The sequence below is a fragment of the Burkholderia sp. JP2-270 genome (assembly GCF_003233675.1).
Classification (GTDB): Bacteria; Pseudomonadota; Gammaproteobacteria; order Burkholderiales; family Burkholderiaceae; genus Burkholderia; species Burkholderia pyrrocinia_C.
Genome location: NZ_CP029825.1, coordinates 580,681 through 598,233 on the forward strand (window position 1 = coordinate 580,681; position 17,553 = coordinate 598,233).

The window sequence follows — 17,553 nt, forward strand, 5'->3', positions numbered from 1 at the left end:
CGCCACCGCATCGACGCTTGCACGCGCAACGATGTCGGCCATCCGCCCCGTTCACTTCCGCCAGGAGCGTCGCATGAGCGCCCTACCCGAACCCGCCGCCCAGCCGGTCGACGTGATCCCGCTGTCCGCCCATATCGGCGCGGAAGTCCGCGGCGTCGACCTCACGCAACCGTTGACCACGCCGCAGATCGCGGCCATCCGCACCGCACTGCTTAAATGGCGCGTCGTCTTCTTCCGCGAACAATTCCTCACGCACGATCAGCACGTCGCGTTCTCCGCGCAGTTCGGCGAGCCGACGGTCGGCCACCCGGTGTTCGGGCACGTCGAGGGCCACCCGGCCGTCTATTCGATCGCGAAGCACCGCAAGGCGACGCGCTTCGAAGGCGAACCGGTGCGCCGGCCGTGGACGGGCTGGCACACCGACGTGACGGCCGCGGTGAACCCGCCGTGGGCGTCGATCCTGCGCGGCGTGACGATCCCGCCGTACGGTGGCGACACGCACTGGACCAATCTCGTACGCGCGTATGAAACGCTGTCCGCGCCGCTGCGCGGTTTCGTCGACGGCTTGCGCGGCATCCATCGCTTCACGCCGCCGGCCGGTGCGCGCGCCACCGGCGCGTTCGACGACGCGGTCGAACGCCGCCCGCTCGTGACCGAACATCCGCTCGTCCGCGTGCATCCGGAGACCGGTGAACGCGCGCTGTACGTGAGCCCGAGCTTTCTGAAATCGATCGTCGGGCTGACGCCGCGCGAGAGCCAGGCGCTGCTCGAACTGCTGTGGGAACACGTGACGCGGCCGGAATTCACGATCCGCTTCAAATGGGAACCCCGCAGCATCGCGTTCTGGGACAACCGCGCGACCGCGCACCTCGCGCCGGTCGACATCTTCGATCTCGACTTCGACCGCCAGCTCTACCGCACGACGCTCACCGGCGACGTGCCGGTCGGCCCCGACGGCCGGCCATCGGTCGCACTCGAAGGCTCGCCGGTCGAAACGGCGGCGGCCGTCGCGCTCAACTGACCGCACCGGCACCGGCGCGCGCGAGCGCGCCGGCCCTTCGCCCATCGATCTCCGTCAATCCAGCCACACGCCGTCGAACCGGTGCCCGCCGAGCGGCGAGAACGTCAGCCCGTGCACGCGTTTCGACACCGGCAGCGACACGATCGACGTCGCGATCGGCGTGAACGGCACCTGGTCCTTGAACACCACCTGCGCCTGTTCGTACAGCGCCGTGCGCTTCGCGACGTCCGCATTCGAGCGCGCCGCGCTCACCAGCCTCTCGAAATCCTGATTGCACCACTTCGCGAGGTTGCTGCCGTGCACCGCGTCGCAGCCGAGCAGCGTGCCGAGCCAGTTGTCGGGATCGCCGTTGTCGCCCGACCAGCCGTACAGGATCGCGTCGTGCTGCCCGTCGTGCTTCGCGCGGCGGTTGTATTCGCCCCACTCGTAGCTGACGATCTTCGCGCGCACGCCGATCTTCGCCCAGTCCTGCTGGATCAGTTGCGCCATCAACTGCGCATTCGGGTTGTACGGGCGCTGCACGGGCATCGCCCACAGCGTCAGGTCGAAGCCGTTGGGGAAGCCGGCCTGCGCGAGCAGCGCCTTCGCGGCGGCCGGATCGCGCGGCGCATCCTTCAGGCGCGGGTTGTACGACCATTGCGCGGGCGGCATCGGGTTCGTCGCGATCTTCGCGTCGCCGTTGAAGACGGTCCTCACGATCGCCGTCTTGTCGATCGCGATGTCGAGCGCGCGCCGCACGTCGACGCGATCGAGCGGCGCATGCTGCGTGTTGTACGCGACGAAACCGACGTTGAAGCCCATTCCCGAGAACAGTTCCAGCTTCGGGTCGCGCCGCACCGTGTCGAGATCGGCCGGCCGCGGGAACACCGATACCTGGCACTCGCCGGCCACCAGCTTCTGAAGGCGGGCGGCCGGATCGGGCGTGATCGCGAACACGAGCCGCGCGAGCTTCACGTCGTCCGGCTTCCAGTAGTCGGGGTTCGCTTCGTAGCGGATCAGCGCATCCTTCTGATACGTGCGCAGCAGGAACGGCCCGGTGCCGACCGGGAACTGGTTGATGTCGGCCTCGCGATGGCGCGCCGCGAGCTGTGACGCATATTCGGCCGAGAGGACCGACGCGAACGCCATCGCGAGGTTGCGCACGAACACGACGTCGGGCGTCTTCAGCACGAAGCGCACCGTGTAGTCGTCGACCTTCTCGATGCGCTCGACGTTGCGGTCGAAGCCGAGATCGCTGAAGTACGGGAAGCTGACCGGGTAAGCCTTGCGGAATGGATCGTCGGGGTCGAGCATCCGTCGGAACGTGAACACGACGTCGTCGGCCTGGAACGGCCGCGTCGGCTTGAACCATGCGGTCGTCTGGAATTTCACGCCACGCCGCAGGTGGAACGTGATCGTGCGCTGGTCGGGCGACACGTCCCAGCTCGTCGCGAGCGACGGTTCGAGATCGAGCGTGCCGCGCCTGAACTGCACGAGCCCGTTGTAGATCGTGTACGTGCTCGCGTCGAAATCGGTGCTCGTCGTGTGCTGGCCCGGATCGAAGCCGGCCGGGCTGCCTTCGCTGCAGTACACGAGCGTCTTGCCGGCCGGCGCGGCGAGCGCCTGCGTGGCCGCGCCGGCGAGCAGCAGCGACGCGGCCACGCAACGAAGTGCGACAACGGCATGCGGTGCGCGACGCGCACGGCGCGCGGCTGACGAAACGAAAGAATTCTTCATGGTGGCGGAAAGAAGGAATGGGTCATGCGAATGACGACGGCCGATCTTCGCGCGCCTCCCGCCGATCGCTTACCAATTAATTCGACGTTGCTTATCGCCGCGGATGCATCCCGCTGCCCGTGCATGAATATGTCCGCGCGAGCGCCGGGGCATCGCCCGGCAGCCTTGCCGCGCCACCGCCTTGCGGCCCCCTGCAGATTCTCCGGAATTGGCGCATCGTATCGGCTGGCAAACGCCGGCAGAGGCGCGCCGGGATCCGCCCGGCGCCGCCGCGCCGCCGATTCCTGGAGGACCCACGATGTCGATCAGTTCCGATACGCCCTCTCGTCCCGTGAAGTCGCCGGGCCCCGATCATCCGATCGCGATCGAGCCGCATCCGTGGCGCGTGGTGGTCACGGTGGCCGGCAAGGTCGTCGCCGATACACGCCGCGCGCTGGCGCTGCGCGAGGCCAGCTATCCGGCCGTGCTCTACATCCCGCGCGAAGACGCCGACATGTCGCAGCTGCGCCGCACCGACCACGCGACGTACTGCCCGTACAAGGGCGACTGCGCGTACTACTCGATCCCCGCCGGCGGCGCACGCGCGACCAATGCAGTGTGGACCTACGAGCATCCGTATCCGGCCGTCGAAGCGATTCGCGGGCACCTCGCGTTCTATCCGGACCGCGTCGATTCGATCGAGGAAAGCGCCGCCGACGCAGCCTGAACGCCGCTGATTTGCATATGCGCATTCATTGGTTGGCCACCGGCCCGCGCGGCCGTATCGTCCTGAATCCGGCGCGGGCCGGCCCGTTGCGAGCATCGCCCGCATCCAGCCCCGTCCTGCGCCGGCCGCGCCGCCTTTGCGCGCGACCCGTGAACCCGCACGCAGGACACCCCGATGAGCGACACACCGCACGCAGACGTTGAAACGCCCCCGGCGAACCCGCGCCGCCGCCAATGGCTGCACGGCGCGGCCGCCGGGCTCGCCGGGCTCGCACTCGCACCGCTCGCGACCCTGCCCGTGCAAGCCCAGGGCAACGGCACGCGGCTGCGCATCGGCTTCCAGAAATACGGCAACTTCGTCGTGCTGAAGGCCCGCGGCACGCTCGAGAAGCGCCTTGCGAGCCAGGGCGTCGCGGTGCAATGGCTCGAATTCCCGGCCGGCCCGCAACTGCTCGAAGGGCTGAATGCCGGCGCGATCGACGTCGGCACGGTCGGCGAAACGCCGCCGATCTTCGCGCAGGCGGCCGGCGTCGATTTCGTCTATATCGGCAACGAGCCGCCCGCGCCGCAGGGCGAAGCGATCGTCGTGCTGCCCGATTCGCCGATCCGCAACGTCGCCCAGTTGCGCGGCAAGAAGGTCGCGTTCAACAAGGGCTCGAACGTCCACTACCTGCTCGTGAAGGCGCTGGAACACGCGGGCCTCGCGTATGCGGACATCCAGCCGATCTACCTGACGCCCGCCGACGCGCGCGCCGCGTTCGTGCAGCGCAGCGTCGATGCGTGGGTGATCTGGGATCCGTATCTGGCGGCCGCCGAACGGCAGCTCGGCGCGCGCGCGATCGCGACCGGCGAAGGGCTCGTGCGCAACACGCAGTACTACCTCGCCGCGCGCAAGTACGCGGCCGCTCACCCGCAGGTGCTGCGCGCGCTGCTCGACGAGGTCGACGCGGTCGATCGCTGGGCGCGCGACCACACGCCCGACGTCGCCGCGCAACTGTCGCCGCTCGTCGGCCTCGACGCGCCGACGCTCGAAGTCGCACTCAAGCGCGCCGGCTATGGCGTGCAGCCCGTCACCGACGCGACGGTCGCGTATCAGCAGAACATCGCCGACACGTTCAGCACGCTGAAGCTGATTCCGGGGAAGCTGACGGTCGCCAACGCGCGCTGATGTGCCGCCGACGCGCGATGCGACGCGTTACGGCGCAGGCGCCGCGCCGATGCGCCGCCATTCGTCGTAGTCGATGACGAGGCCCGCTTCGTCGATCGCGATATCGGCCGCATAGGTGCCGCTCTCGTAGCGATACACGTGTGGCGCCGTATGCGTATAACGCTGCTGGCCGCGCACGATGGCGAAATCCGGAAAGCGCAGCCATGCGGTATGGATCGTCGCAGCGTCGCCGACGGCCAGCGCCAGCCGCCGGATCGGCAGCGTATTGGTCGACGGGCTGAAACCGAGGTCGATGTCGGTCGCGCCCGCGAGCAGCGGCGCGTCGACGCCGTCGATCGTCCAGCGCCCTTCCTCGCATGCGAGGTCCAGTTGTTGCGGTGGCAACGTGCCGAGCCAGCGTGTCACGCGCGCCGAGCGCGTGAGCCAGTCGGCACCGCATGCGATCGCATAGTCGATGCGAAACGGCGTGCCGTCGATCGCGCCCGATACCGAACCCGACAGATCGATTCCCGTTCGCGTCTCCGCGAGTCGGCACCATTCGGCCGCCTGCCACGTCTGCACGATCTGCCATGCGACGCATCGCGTGCGCATCGCTTCATCCTGTTGCGTCATGTCGCCGTCTCCTGTCGGTCGCGCGAAAGCCGATTTTCGCTCATCGTGTCGGTGAACACACGTGGCTTCGGCGACAGGATATGCCGGCTCCGGTCGTCCTCGGGACGTCTGGATTCTTCCGCGGAACGTGATCGCCGACTTCGCGCTCAACGCGCTCGTGCAGGCGCAGCGGCCGCCGCCGCCGCGCGTGCGCGCTGTCGTCGATCTACTGAAGAAGAAAGTCCCGCCGCTGTCGACGCGGCGTATCGGTCGGCAGCAGCGAGCCCCGCCCTCACGCCTGCAACGACTTCCCCGGCTCCTTCACGTGCGCGTCGACTTCCATCTGGTAGAAGCGCGCGCTGACGAACCCGAACAGCGTCCAGCCCAGGAACACGCACAGGCCGCCGAGCATCAGCGCCTGCTCGCCCGAGCTGAACAGCGCATAGAAGCTGTACGCGGTGGCGACCATCGCGATCACGTTCGTCACCAGCGCCTTGGCCGGCGGCACGTTCGCGACCTTCTGGATCGTGATCAGCGCGGCCATCGACATCACGTACGGCACGAGGTTCGTGACGACCGCGAGATCGACGATCTTCTGGAACTGGCTGCTCAGCTCCGGGCTGATCGTCATCAGCGCCAGCGCGACCTGCGCGACGAGCAGGATCACCATGCCGACGATCGGCGTACCCGTGCGCGTCGCACGCGCGAACACCGGCAGGAAGTAGCCGACGTCCGCCGAGCTCTTGAACACCTGCGCGACCGTGAACTGCCAGCCGAGCAGCGAGCCGATGCACGCGATCACCATCAGCGCGGTGACGATCGTGCCGACCGTCGGCGTGAACATCGTCGCGAACGCGATGCCGAACGGCGCGTTCGATTTCGCGAGGATCGCGTTCGGCACGATCCCCGCGATCACGTTGGTCGACACAATGTAGAAGATCGCCGATGCGATCGTGCCGCCGAGCACGGCGATCGGCACGTTGCGCTCCGGGTTCTCCACCGCATCCGAGTTCGCACACGCCGATTCGAGCCCGAGGAACGCCCACAGCGTCACCGCGATCGAACTGCCGACGGCCGGCCCGAACGGCATGCCGTGCGGATTCCAAGCAGCGCCCCAGGTCGCGCCGCTGAACCAGAACCAGCCGATCAGCGACACGATGACGACCGGAATGATCACGCCCCATACGGTCACCGAGCCGATCCGGCCGGTGATGCGCGAGCCGCCGAAGTTCGCGACCGTCGTGAGCACGAGCAGGAAGATCGTCCACAGGCCCGTCTGCAGCGGCGACAGCGTCGCGTCGAACAGCACGGTGCCGTAGCCGACCGCCGTGACGCCGATCGCGACGTTGGCGATCACGAGCGACAGCCCGTACGTGTAGTTCGCCATGTAGTTGCCGGCCTTGCCGAACGCGTATTCCGCGTAGCCGCCCATCCCGCCCGGCTTGCGGCTCAACATCCCGCAGCGCGCGAACGCATAGGCCAGCGCGAGCGATCCGCCGGCCGTGACGATCCACGACAGCAGCGAGATCGTGCCGACCTGCGCAAGCTTCGCCGGCAGCAGGATGATGCCGGAGCCCATCATGTTGACCGCCGTGAGGATGGTGAGCTGCCAGACATTCATCCGGTTCTTCGCCGCGGCCGCCGGGGCCGCGGCGGACATGTGCGCTGCGTTTTCCATGATCTCGATCCTTCGATGTGATGCCGCCGCGCGGCCGGTCGCTCGTTCAGGCCGTCAGGCAGTACACGCGGTACGTGCCGTCCTCGACTTCCACGCCGTGCGTATCGTGCGCGAAGCCCGGAAAGCGCCGGTCGTACGCTTCGAGCGCCTTCAGGTAGCCGAGCACCGGGCCGCCTGCCGGCCCCGCGTTCTCGCCCGGCATCAGCAGCGGAATGCCCGGCGGATACGGCACGACGCCGGTGGCGACCGTGCGCCCGGCCAGCTCGTCGAGCGTGACCTGCTCGACGCGGCCCCGCACGAGATGCTCGTACGCGCGCACCGGGCTCATCTCCGGCTTCGGCAGGATCGAGAACGCCTCCGACATCAGCCGCGTCGTGCCGAGCTGCTCCATCGCCGCGAACATCGTGTCGGCCAGGTCCTTCAGCCCCATGCCCGCATAGCGCGCACCGTGTTCCTTCGCGAGCGACGGAATCGCCATGTCGAGCGGCAGGTTCGCATCGTAGTCGCGCTTGAAGTCGCACAGCGCGCTGACGAGCGAGCCCCACTTGCCCTTCGTGATGCCGATCGAGAACAGGAACAGGATCGTGAAGTCGGTCGTCTTCTCGACGACGATCCCGCGCGCATCGAGATAGGCGGTGACGACGCTTGCCGGAATGCCGACCGGCATCAGGCCGCCGGCCGGCGCGACGCCCGGCGTGACGATCGACACCTTGATCGGATCGAGCATGCAGTAGCCGTCCTCGATATTGCCGAAGCCGTGCCATTGCGCGCCGGGGCGCAGCACCCAGCACGACGGATCGCTCGCGAGCAGCTCGGGCGGCGCATCGTGGAACGGCAGCGTGCGGCCCGTGCGTGCCTCGAGCACGGTGTCGGGCTGCCAGCATTCGAAGAACCAGTCGCCCTTCGCGTCGAACTCGTTGTTCATCCGCGCGATCATCTGCCGGAATGCGACGGCCTCCTCGATCGACTCGTGCGTCAGCGCTTCGCCGCCGGGGCCGTCCATCATCGCGGCCGCGACGTCGTTCGACGCGATGATCGCGTAGTTCGGCGAAGTCGACGCGTGCATCATGAACGTTTCGTTAAACTGACCATGCGGAATCGGGCTGCGGCCATCGCGCACATGGATGTACGACGCTTGCGACAGCGCGGTCAGCAGCTTGTGCGTCGACTGCGTCGCGAACACCGTGGGCCGGTCCGCACGATGGTCGCGCGGGTCGCCGTGCATCGCATGGCGGTCTCGGTAGATCGGGTTGAAGCGCGCGTAGCCGTACCACGCTTCGTCGAAGTGCAGGCGGTCGACGCTCGCACCGAGCAATTCTTCGACGCGCGCGACGTTGTAGCAGAGGCCGTCGTAAGTCGAGTTCGTGACGATCGCATGCTTCGGCTGGCGATCGGCAAGCCCGGCCGCGAGCGGGTTCGATGCGATCGCCTCGCGGATCGCCGCCTGCGTGAGGCGCTCGGACGCGATCGGCCCGATGATCCCGTAGCGGTTGCGCGTCGGTACCAGGTACGTCGGGATCGCGCCCGACATCGTGATCGCATGCTCGGCCGACTTGTGGCAGTTGCGGTCGCACAGCGCGATCTGGTCGCGGCTCACGCTCGCCATCAGAATGATGCGGTTCGACGTCGACGAGCCGTTCGTCACGTGATACGTACGATGCGCGCCGAACACGCGCGCCGCGTAGCGCTCGCTTTCGCCGATCGGGCCCGAGTGGTCGAGCAGCGAGCCAAGTTCGCCGACCGAGATCGACAGGTCGGAGCGGAACAGCGATTCGCCGAAGTATTCGAAGAACGCGCGGCCGACCGGCGACTTCAGGAAGCCCGTGCCGCCCGTGTGGCCGGGCGTATGCCACGAGTATTCGTAGACGCGCGAGAACTTCGCGAGCGCGCCGAACATCGGCGGCAGCACGGTCGAACGATAGCGTTCGATCGCCGCGTGGATGCGCCCGCCAATGAAGTCGGCCGTATCCTCGAGCAGCCATACGAAATCGTCGACCTGGCCCATGACCGCGGACGGCACCGACGACGCGACGCTGCGGTCGGCCAGCAGGAAGATCGGCACGTTGGCATTGCGATGCCGGATCGCTTCGACCACGGCCTCGGACGGCCCGTGGCCGTCCACACCAAGATCCCAGTCGAGCAGCACACACTGGATCGACGGATCGGAACGGACCAGCATGATCGCATCGTCGGCGGACGTCGCCGTGAGCACGTCGATGTCGCGTTGCGCGAGCTCCGCGCTGAGTGTGCGGACCGCGCGTCCGGTTGCCGTTTCCTGCGTGATTTCGTCGTCGACCAGCAGCGCACGCATGCCGAGACGACGAATGCCGCCGGCGGATGTATTCATGATGTTGCCCTCGCTGTTCCGATGCTTCGTTGGTGTTGTTCGTCTCACGAGCACGCGGACAGCAGGCCACGGTCGGCGACATGAGACGCTCTTAATTCCGGTTTGATTCGCCATCCGATTCGGATGCCGACTATGCCATGGATGCCTTTGGATGAAAAGCCGACGATTCGGCGAAAACGTCGATCCCTTTCAAATCGGATTTCATAATTGGATCATTTTTATGTGCGTTGCAGCACGCCAATTCCCGCTTATTTGATCCTTCTCATCTTTCAATGACATTATCGTTTCCGGTCGATTGAATTCGCCGGATTTTGTTGCTACGATCGGCTGCGTCGCGCACTGACCGGCGGCAGCCGTGCCTCGCCGCGCAAGGCTGCTTCTGCGGCGCGCATCGGCGTTCAGCATTCGCGGGAGCGTTTCAATCGGCTGCAGCGCGTGTCGAATTACGCATCGGCACGAATGCGGTTCCCGTTTCCGCACATTTACCGGAGAGTTCGCGTGAGCCTGTTGAAAATCGCAGTCGAGCCGGCGCTGATTGGCGCCTTTCTCACCACGCACGAACAGGTCGACGTATTTCAGACCGATTTCACGAATATCGCGGCAATCGTCGTCGGAATCGATGCGGCGCAGAAGATCCTGAAAACGGTCGAAAGAACCGGCTTCGCGATTCCGTTCTTCGTCGCGGTCGAGCCCGACCAGGAAGTGCCGCCGTCGGTCCTGCCGAGCGCGAGCGGCGTGATCCAGCTCGGGCACGGCAGCCGCCACTACTACGGCCGGCAGATTTCAGCCGCCGCCGATATCTATAGCGAGAACCTGCTGCCGCCGTTCTTCAAGGTCATGCGCGAATACGTGCAGCGCGGCTACGTCGAGTTCGACTGCCCCGGCCACCAGGGCGGCCAGTTCTTCTCGAATCATCCGCTCGGCCGAATGTTCGTCGACTTCTTCGGCGAGACACTGTTTCGCGCCGACCTCTGCAACGCGGACGTCCGGCTCGGCGACCTGCTGATCCACGAAGGCCCGGCGCTGGAAGCGCAGCGCAACGCCGCGCGGATCTACAACGCCGACAAGACCTGGTTCGTGCTGAACGGCACGTCGACGTCGAACAAGGTCGTCACGAGCGCGCTGCTCGCGCCCGACGATCTCGTGCTGTTCGATCGCAACAACCACAAGTCGGTGCACCTCGGCGCGCTCGTGGTGTCCGGCGCGCGGCCGGTCTACCTCGAAACCGCGCGCAACGCGTGGGGCCTCATCGGCGGCGTCGACAGCGCGGCGCTCGGCGAAGCGCGCATTCGCGACGCGATCCGCGACGTCGCGCCCGAACGCGCCGACCTGCCGCGCCCGTTCCGGCTCGCGGTGATCCAGCTCGGCACCTACGACGGCACGATCTACAACGCGCGGGAAATCGTCGACCGGATCGGGCATCTGTGCGACTACATCCTGTTCGATTCGGCGTGGGTCGGCTACGAGCAGTTCATCCCGATGATGCAGGACTGCTCGCCGCTGATGCTGACGCTCGGCCCCGACGATCCCGGCATCTTCGTCACGCAGTCGGTGCACAAGCAGCAGGCCGGCTTCTCACAGACGTCGCAGATCCACAAGAAGGACAGCCACATCGAAGGCCAGAAGCGTTTCTGCGATCACCGGCGCTTCAACAACGCGTACATGATCCATGCGTCGACGAGCCCGTTCTATCCGATGTTCGCGGCGCTCGACGTCAATGCACAGATGCACGCGGGCCCGGCCGGCAAGCGCTTGTGGCGCGACTGCGTCGCGCACGGCGTCGATGCGCGCAAGCTGCTGCTGAAGACCTGCCGCCAGATCCGTCCGTTCGTTCCGCAGCATGTCGACGGCCGCCCGTGGGCCGACTACCCGACCGAGCAGATCGTCGACGACCTGCGCTTCTTCCGCTTCCATCCGGCCGACACGTGGCATGGCTTCGAAGGCTATGCGAACGACCAGTACTTCGTCGATCCGTGCAAGCTGCTGCTGACGACACCCGGCATCGATCGCGACACGCACGAGTACGCGCCGTTCGGCGCGCCGGCGCCGATCCTCGCGCGCTACCTGCGCGAGCACGGCGTCGTGCCCGAGAAGGCCGACCTGTACACGATCCTGTTCCTGCTCACGCCGTCCGAGAGCCTCGGCAAGCTGCAGCATCTGATCGCGCACCTCGCGCAGTTCGAACGCCACCTCGACCAGGACACGCCGCTGCGCGAAGCGATCCCGTCGTTGTGCGAAGCGTATCCGGAGCTGTACGGCAACATGCGCCTGCGGCAGTTGTGCCAGCGCATGCACGATTTCTATCGCAGCCACGACATGAAGCATCTGCAGAAGCAGATGTTCCGGCGTGCACAGTTCCCGAAGCAGGCGATGCTGCCGCAGGCCGCGAATGCCGAGCTGATCCGCAACAACGTCGAGCTCGTCACGCTCGATCGCATCGAAGGCCGGATCGCGACCGAAGGCGCGCTGCCCTATCCGCCCGGCATCTTCTGCGTGGTGCCCGGCGAAGCGTGGGGCGGCCCGGCGCTCGACTACTTCCGCGCGCTCGAAGCCGGGATCAACGCGCTGCCGGGGTTCGAGCCGGAGATTCAGGGCGTCTACCTGCAGACAAAGCCGGACGGCACGAAGCAGGCATCGGCGTACGTGGTGGCCGACGACACGCGCGCGTCGCTGGCCTGACCGCGCAGCCCGCCCGCCGCATCACCACGCCTGCCGATAGATCGCCAGCGCGTCGGTCTCCGACACCTCGCGCGGATTGTTCACCAGTAGGCGCGTCTGCAGCATCGCGTCCGACGCCATTCTCGGCAGATCGCCCTCGCCGATACCGACTTCGCGCAGCGTGCGCGGGATGCCCGTAGCGACGATCAGCCGGTCGATCTCCGCGATCAGCGCATGCGTCCTCGCTTCGTCGCTGCCCGTCGCCGACGGCGCGACGATCGCCGCGAGTTCCGCGTACAGCGGCGCCGCGGCCGGCGCGTTGAAGCGCAGCACGTGCGGCAGCACGAGCGCATTCGACAGCCCGTGCGGCACGTGGAAGATCCCGCCGACCGGATAGGCCAGCGCATGCACGGCCGCGACCGGCGCGTTCGCGAACGCCTGCCCGGCGAACATCGCGCCGACCAGCATCGACTCGCGCGCGTGGCGGTTGCGGCCGTCGTCGCAGGCCGCGAGCAGGTTGCGCGACAGCAGCGTCAGCGCGTGCACGGCCAGCATGTCGGACACCGGATTCTTCAGCCGCGCGGACGTATAGGCTTCGATTGCATGCACCATCGCGTCGATGCCCGTCGCGGCCGTCGCCGCGCGCGGCAGGCCGAGCGTCAGCTCGGCGTCGAGGATCGCGACGTCCGCGAACAGGTGCGGCGACACGACGCCCATCTTGCGCGCCTCGCCGACCGTGACGATCGATACGGCCGTCACTTCGGAGCCCGTGCCGGCAGTAGTCGGCATCTGCACGAGCGGCAGCCGCGCGCTCGCGACCTTGTCGACGCCGTACATGTCGGTCAGCGCCTGCTGCCCCGGCGCGAGCACCGCGATCAGCTTCGCGACGTCCATCGACGATCCGCCGCCCAGGCCGAGCACGACCTCTGCATCGGCCGCGACGGCCCGCGCAGTCGCTTCGAGCACCACGTGCTCGGGCGGATCGGCGATCACGTCGTCGATCACGGTGACCTGCCAGCCGTGCGCGGCGAGGCTCTCCAGCGCGGGCGCGAGCACGCCGCTGCGATGCAGGAACGCGTCGGTGACGACGCACAACCGCACGAGCGCCGGAAAGCGTTCGCGCAACAACGCGCCGAGCCGGCGCGCGGCGCCGAATTCGACGATCTGCGTCGGAACGGTACGGAATTGAAACGGGTTCATCGGGTGCCTCCCGGTGGCGTCGCCGTGCCGGTGTCCGGCTGCACCATGTAGCGCGACACGTCGCGGCGATCGAGCAACGGAATGATCGCCCCGACACCGATGCGCTGGAAATGCGGCGTTTCCCGATGCACGTCGAGGCCGTCCGCGTCGCTGTAACGCTCGAGGATCACGATGTGGTCGGGATCCTCCGGTGACCGGAAATACGCATAGTCGAGATTCTTCGGCTCGGCGCGCGTCGCGGGCGCGAGCTCCGCGAGCAGTTCGATCACGCGGTCGCCGTTGCCCGGCTTCGCGAAGTAATGTGCGATGACCTGCAGGTAGGGTTCGTTCATGCGGTGCTCCGTGTTCGACAAACGCCCGTCACGACGGGGGCGCACGCAATCCGCTGCGAACCGGATGGATTCAACCGCGATGGCGCGACACCGTGTCACTGACTCGTCGTCGCATTGTATTGAATCGGCAATGCCTTCGCAGTACCGCGACTGCACAGCGCAACAGATGTCGAATCTCGCAGCACTTTCACGGCGAATCGGTTCGTAACCAGCAGCCACCGGCCGCCCGCCGATACGCCGATACGCCGACATGCCGACGACTACCACGGCACCGTCCGCCCCAGATAGTCGAGGTATTCGAGCCCGGGGCGCGCCCGCTTCGCGATCAGCACGTCGACGAGGCTCGGCACGCTCTCGTCGATGGTCAGGCGTGCATCGGGCCCGCCCAGCTCCGTGCGGACCCAGCCGGGCGCCATCAGCGCCAGCGCACGCGGCGTGTCGGCCTGCCGCGCCGCGAAGCTGCGCATGAACTGATTCAGCGCGGCCTTGCTGCCGCGATAGACCTCGCGCATTCCGCTGACGTTGTTCGCGACGCTGCCCTGCCCCGACGACATCGCGCCGATCAGGCCGTCAGCGGTTACAAGATCCTGCAACGCCTCGATCACGCGCATCGGTGCAAGCGCATTCGTGATCATCACGCGCACGAATTCGTCGGTCGTCACTTCGCCGATCGTTTCGTTCGGGTCGTTGGTCGTCCCCGCATTCACGAACAGCACGTCGAAGTGCCTGCCCGACAGGCGCTCGCGCAGCGCCGCCAGTTGCGCCGGCTCGCAGATGTCGAGCGTCTCGATCCCGAGCCGGCCGTCGAACCGGTCCGCCAGGTCGTGCAGCTTCGTGCGTCCCGATCCTTCACGCACGGTGCCCGTTACGTTCCAGCCCTTGTTCAGGAATTGCTCCGCCATCGCAAGCCCGAGGCCGCGCGAAGCCGCGACGAGCAGGATCGAGGGTGCGTTGGGGTTCGATACGGTCGAGTGCATGGTTGCCGCCTTTGCCGGGTTTCACGATGCGCCCACTATAGGCGCGCACCGAACCATGCACCAGACGCACCGGATTCAATCAATAGTTGCATTGAACGCCATGCCAGACCGCGCAGTGGCGTATCCTGTCCGCATGGAAGACATCGACCTGAACCTCGTCACCGCGCTCGACGCGCTGCTGTCGGAAGGCAGCGTGACAGGCGCCGCGCGCCGGCTTGGCCTGAGCACATCCGCAATGAGCCGCACGCTCACGCGGCTGCGGCTGTCAACCGGCGACCCGTTGCTCGTGCGCGCCGGGCGCAAGCTCGTGCCGACACCGCACGCGGCCGCATTGCGCGACCGCGTGCATGCGATCGCGAGCGACGCACGCGCCGTGCTGCGGCCGGCGACGGCCGACGTCGACATGGCGACGCTCGCATCCACGTTCACCATTCGCGCGTCGGCGTCGTTCATGGAAATGCTGTCCGGCCCGGTGGTCGCCGCGATCGGCGAAGTCGCGCCGCACGTGCGCGTCCGCTTCGTGCCCAAGCCCGACCGCGATCCGCAAGCGCTGCGCGACGGCACCGTCGATCTGGAAATCGGCAAGCGCGGCGACGACGCGCCCGAACTGCACACACGCATGCTCGGTCACGACTGGCACGTCGCGGTGGCCCGCGCCGGACATCCGCTGTTCGCGTCGGCCAGGATCACGCCCGCACGCTATGCGGCCTGCCGTCACGTGATGGCATCGCAGCTCGGCGATTTCGGCGGACCAGCCGACGACTCGACCGACCGGTCCGGCCCGGGCCAGACCGTGCACGTCGTCGTCCCCGGCTACCCCGATGCAATGCGTGTCGCGGCCAGCACCGACCTGATCGCGCTGGTGCCGCGCTCGAGCCTCGGCAACGCGTTCACACCGGGGCTCGCGGACGCCCTCGGGCTGCGCAGCTTCGAGATCCCGGTCCGCCTGCCCGCGATCCTCGTCGCCGCGCTATGGCATCCGCGCAATCACGGCGACCCCGTCCATCGCCGCCTGCGCGACGCGGTCATTGCGGTCTGCCAGCGCGCGTATCCGGATTCCCGCGCGCCACGCACACCGGCGCGCAGCGCGGGAACACGCACGGCCGGCTGACGCCGGGCGCGTACCTGAAGCCGGGCGCCCCGGCGGCGCCGACGGGCCCTTCGGCTAAAATGCCGCACTTTCCACCTTGTCCGGCCCGCTCGCCATGCAACCCGCTTCCCACGCCCAACCCGCCTCCCACGGCGCCGCCGCCGCAGAATCGGCCCGCGACCTCGTCTACGGCCCGAACGACCGGCCGGCGCCGATGGTCGCCTTCGTCGCCGCGCTGCAGCACCTGCTGGCGATCATCGTGCCGATCGTCACGCCCGGCCTGCTGATCTGCCAGGCGCTCGGCGTGTCCAGCCGCGATACAACCCTGATCGTGTCGATGTCGCTGGTGATTTCCGGCATCGCCACCTTCGTCCAGTGCAAGCGCTTCGGCCCGCTGGGCGCCGGCCTGCTGATCGTCCAGGGCACCAGCTTCAACTTCGTCGGCCCGCTGATCGCGGGCGGCAGCCTGATGGTCAAGCAGGGCACGCCGGTCGAGACCGTGATGGCCGCGATCTTCGGCGTCGTGATTGCCGGTTCGTTCGTCGAGATGAGCGTGTCGCGCATCCTGCCGTTCGTGAAGCGCCTGATCACGCCGCTCGTCACCGGCATCGTCGTGCTGCTGATCGGACTCACGCTGATCAAGGTCGGCCTCGTCAGCATGGGCGGCGGCTATGGCGCGATGGCCAAGGGCACGTTCGCGAGCGCGGAGAACCTGACGCTGTCCGGCCTCGTGCTCGGCACGATCATCCTGCTGAACCGCGTGCCGATCGTCTGGGTGCGCAGCACCGCGCTCGTCATCGCGCTCGCGATCGGCTACCTCGCGGCTGCGTTCCTCGGCCGCCTCGACTTCACCGGCATGCACCAGGCCGCGCTGTTCCAGGTCCCGACGCCGCTGCATTTCGGCATCGGCTTCTCGTGGTCGCTGTTCGTGCCGATGCTGATCATCTACCTCGTCACGTCGCTCGAAGCGATCGGCGACGTCACGGCCACCAGCAAGATCTCGAACGAGCCGGTCGAGGGGCCGGTGTGGATGCAACGAATCAAGGGCGGCGTGCTCGTCAACGGCGCGAACTCGCTGCTGGCCGGCGTGTTCAATACGTTCCCGAGCTCCGTGTTCGCGCAGAACAACGGCGTGATCCAGATCACCGGCGTCGCGAGCCGCCATGTCGGCATCTGGATCGCGGGGATGCTGGTGGTGCTCGGCCTGTTCCCGGTCGTCGCCGGCGTGCTGCAGGCCGTGCCGGAGCCCGTGCTCGGCGGCGCGGCGATGGTGATGTTCGGCGCGGTGGCCGCATCGGGCATCAACATTCTCGCGGGCGTCCAGCTCGACCGCCGCGCGCTGCTGATCATCGCGGTGTCGCTGGCGCTTGGCCTCGGCGTATCGCAGGTGCCGGACATTCTGAACAGCCTGCCGCACGCGCTGAAGAACGTGCTGGAATCGGGCGTCGCAACGGGCGGCATCTGCGCGCTCGTGATGAACTGGTTCCTGCCGGAAAAGAAGTAAGAACGGGACACGTGGCAATCGCGCGGTGTTTCAGGCACCGCGTCGGCCAGCCCGCACGCCGGTTCAACCCGACCGCGCCGGACAGCCGCAGCCTCGGACCAGAGGCAATCCGCGTCGCCCGAAATAAGATGGCCACCCGAAGGGCGACGCGCGTATGATGAACTCATTAGGGCATTCGTGAGCCGTTCGACTGCTCGCCCTCCATCTCCCTTCTTGCTGCATCGTGCTCACGTTCGCACGCAGCGTTACGCCTTACGCCCTACCCCGTCGCGCCACACTGGCGATACTGGCCGGACGCGTTCGTGCCGCGATTCGTCGCGACAGAACGTTCAGAAGCTCGTCATGAGCGTGCGTCTCTATCGTGGATTCGAATATTGCCCGCTCATTTGCCCCCATGTGCCGGCGCAGAACGGCCGGCCCGCATGATGACGACACCGGCTTCGACGCAGTGGTCGAGATTTACGCGCGGGCACTGACGACAACATCGCTCGAAATTGGCCCGCACGACGGCTTTCGGGTGAAATCAAACGCGCTCGCCGTGCAGCAAGCCAAGAAGTGAACCATAA

The 17,553-nt window shown here is 67.3% G+C and carries 15 protein-coding genes; 7 read left to right on the top strand and 8 right to left on the bottom strand.

The window, feature by feature from the left end:
• Window positions 1-73 precede the first annotated feature (73 nt).
• Window positions 74-1,021, top strand: a complete 948-nt coding sequence (locus DM992_RS20290) for a TauD/TfdA family dioxygenase (protein WP_111018371.1) — start codon at window positions 74-76, stop codon at window positions 1,019-1,021.
• Between the two features lie 54 nt (window positions 1,022-1,075).
• Here the strand turns inward: DM992_RS20290 and DM992_RS20295 are convergent, their stop codons facing one another.
• The gene (locus tag DM992_RS20295) at window positions 1,076-2,737 is read right to left on the bottom strand and encodes an ABC transporter substrate-binding protein (protein ID WP_111018372.1); all 1,662 of its coding nucleotides are present in this window, start codon (window positions 2,735-2,737) and stop codon (window positions 1,076-1,078) included.
• Between the two features lie 298 nt (window positions 2,738-3,035).
• Between DM992_RS20295 and DM992_RS20300 the strand changes: the two genes are divergently transcribed.
• Together DM992_RS20300 and DM992_RS20305 are read left to right on the top strand one after the other, a co-directional pair.
• Window positions 3,036-3,443, top strand: a complete 408-nt coding sequence (locus DM992_RS20300; protein ID WP_111018373.1) for a DUF427 domain-containing protein — start codon at window positions 3,036-3,038, stop codon at window positions 3,441-3,443.
• Between the two features lie 174 nt (window positions 3,444-3,617).
• Window positions 3,618-4,610: a sulfonate ABC transporter substrate-binding protein gene (locus DM992_RS20305; protein ID WP_111018374.1), complete on the top strand. Its 993-nt coding sequence runs from the start codon at window positions 3,618-3,620 to the stop codon at window positions 4,608-4,610.
• 27 nt (window positions 4,611-4,637) lie between these two features.
• On the opposite strand, the gene DM992_RS20310 is transcribed toward DM992_RS20305, so the two are convergent.
• From DM992_RS20310 to DM992_RS20330, 4 genes are all read right to left on the bottom strand, one after another.
• Window positions 4,638-5,222: a putative glycolipid-binding domain-containing protein gene (locus DM992_RS20310; RefSeq protein WP_111018375.1), complete on the bottom strand. Its 585-nt coding sequence runs from the start codon at window positions 5,220-5,222 to the stop codon at window positions 4,638-4,640.
• Between the two features lie 271 nt (window positions 5,223-5,493).
• Window positions 5,494-6,879, bottom strand: coding sequence for a putrescine-ornithine antiporter (potE, locus tag DM992_RS20320; RefSeq protein ID WP_111018376.1), 1,386 nt, complete (start codon window positions 6,877-6,879; stop codon window positions 5,494-5,496).
• A gap of 46 nt (window positions 6,880-6,925) precedes the next feature.
• Entirely contained in the window at window positions 6,926-9,226 is a 2,301-nt protein-coding gene (locus DM992_RS20325; RefSeq protein ID WP_111018377.1) for an Orn/Lys/Arg decarboxylase N-terminal domain-containing protein, read from the bottom strand.
• A gap of 201 nt (window positions 9,227-9,427) precedes the next feature.
• Complete coding sequence (locus DM992_RS20330; protein ID WP_111018378.1) at window positions 9,428-9,631, bottom strand: hypothetical protein; 204 nt, start codon at window positions 9,629-9,631, stop codon at window positions 9,428-9,430.
• Between the two features lie 93 nt (window positions 9,632-9,724).
• Here DM992_RS20330 and DM992_RS20335 point away from each other — a divergent pair, with 93 nt between their 5' ends.
• Window positions 9,725-11,905: an ornithine decarboxylase gene (locus DM992_RS20335; RefSeq protein ID WP_162631701.1), complete on the top strand. Its 2,181-nt coding sequence runs from the start codon at window positions 9,725-9,727 to the stop codon at window positions 11,903-11,905.
• 21 nt (window positions 11,906-11,926) lie between these two features.
• Here the strand turns inward: DM992_RS20335 and DM992_RS20340 are convergent, their stop codons facing one another.
• The 3 genes from DM992_RS20340 to DM992_RS20350 all read right to left on the bottom strand — a co-directional run bounded on the left by DM992_RS20340 (window position 11,927) and on the right by DM992_RS20350 (window position 14,393).
• Window positions 11,927-13,084 (bottom strand): iron-containing alcohol dehydrogenase, encoded by a 1,158-nt coding sequence (locus DM992_RS20340; protein WP_111018380.1) that lies wholly within the window; start codon window positions 13,082-13,084, stop codon window positions 11,927-11,929.
• Window positions 13,081-13,416: a putative quinol monooxygenase gene (locus tag DM992_RS20345; RefSeq protein ID WP_111020312.1), complete on the bottom strand. Its 336-nt coding sequence runs from the start codon at window positions 13,414-13,416 to the stop codon at window positions 13,081-13,083. The genes DM992_RS20340 and DM992_RS20345 overlap by 4 nt, the downstream gene beginning before the upstream one ends.
• 260 nt (window positions 13,417-13,676) lie before the next feature.
• Window positions 13,677-14,393, bottom strand: a complete 717-nt coding sequence (locus DM992_RS20350; RefSeq protein WP_111018381.1) for an SDR family oxidoreductase — start codon at window positions 14,391-14,393, stop codon at window positions 13,677-13,679.
• Window positions 14,394-14,526: 133 nt separating this feature from the next.
• On the opposite strand from DM992_RS20350, the gene DM992_RS20355 reads away from it, so the two are divergent.
• From DM992_RS20355 to DM992_RS20370, 3 genes are all read left to right on the top strand, one after another.
• The gene (locus DM992_RS20355; protein ID WP_111018382.1) at window positions 14,527-15,504 is read left to right on the top strand and encodes a LysR family transcriptional regulator; all 978 of its coding nucleotides are present in this window, start codon (window positions 14,527-14,529) and stop codon (window positions 15,502-15,504) included.
• Window positions 15,505-15,598: 94 nt separating this feature from the next.
• The gene (locus DM992_RS20365) at window positions 15,599-16,987 is read left to right on the top strand and encodes a nucleobase:cation symporter-2 family protein (RefSeq protein WP_111018383.1); all 1,389 of its coding nucleotides are present in this window, start codon (window positions 15,599-15,601) and stop codon (window positions 16,985-16,987) included.
• Between the two features lie 361 nt (window positions 16,988-17,348).
• A complete protein-coding gene (locus DM992_RS20370) occupies window positions 17,349-17,546 on the top strand; it encodes a hypothetical protein (RefSeq protein WP_204356160.1) in 198 nt (65 codons plus the stop codon).
• Window positions 17,547-17,553 lie beyond the last annotated feature (7 nt).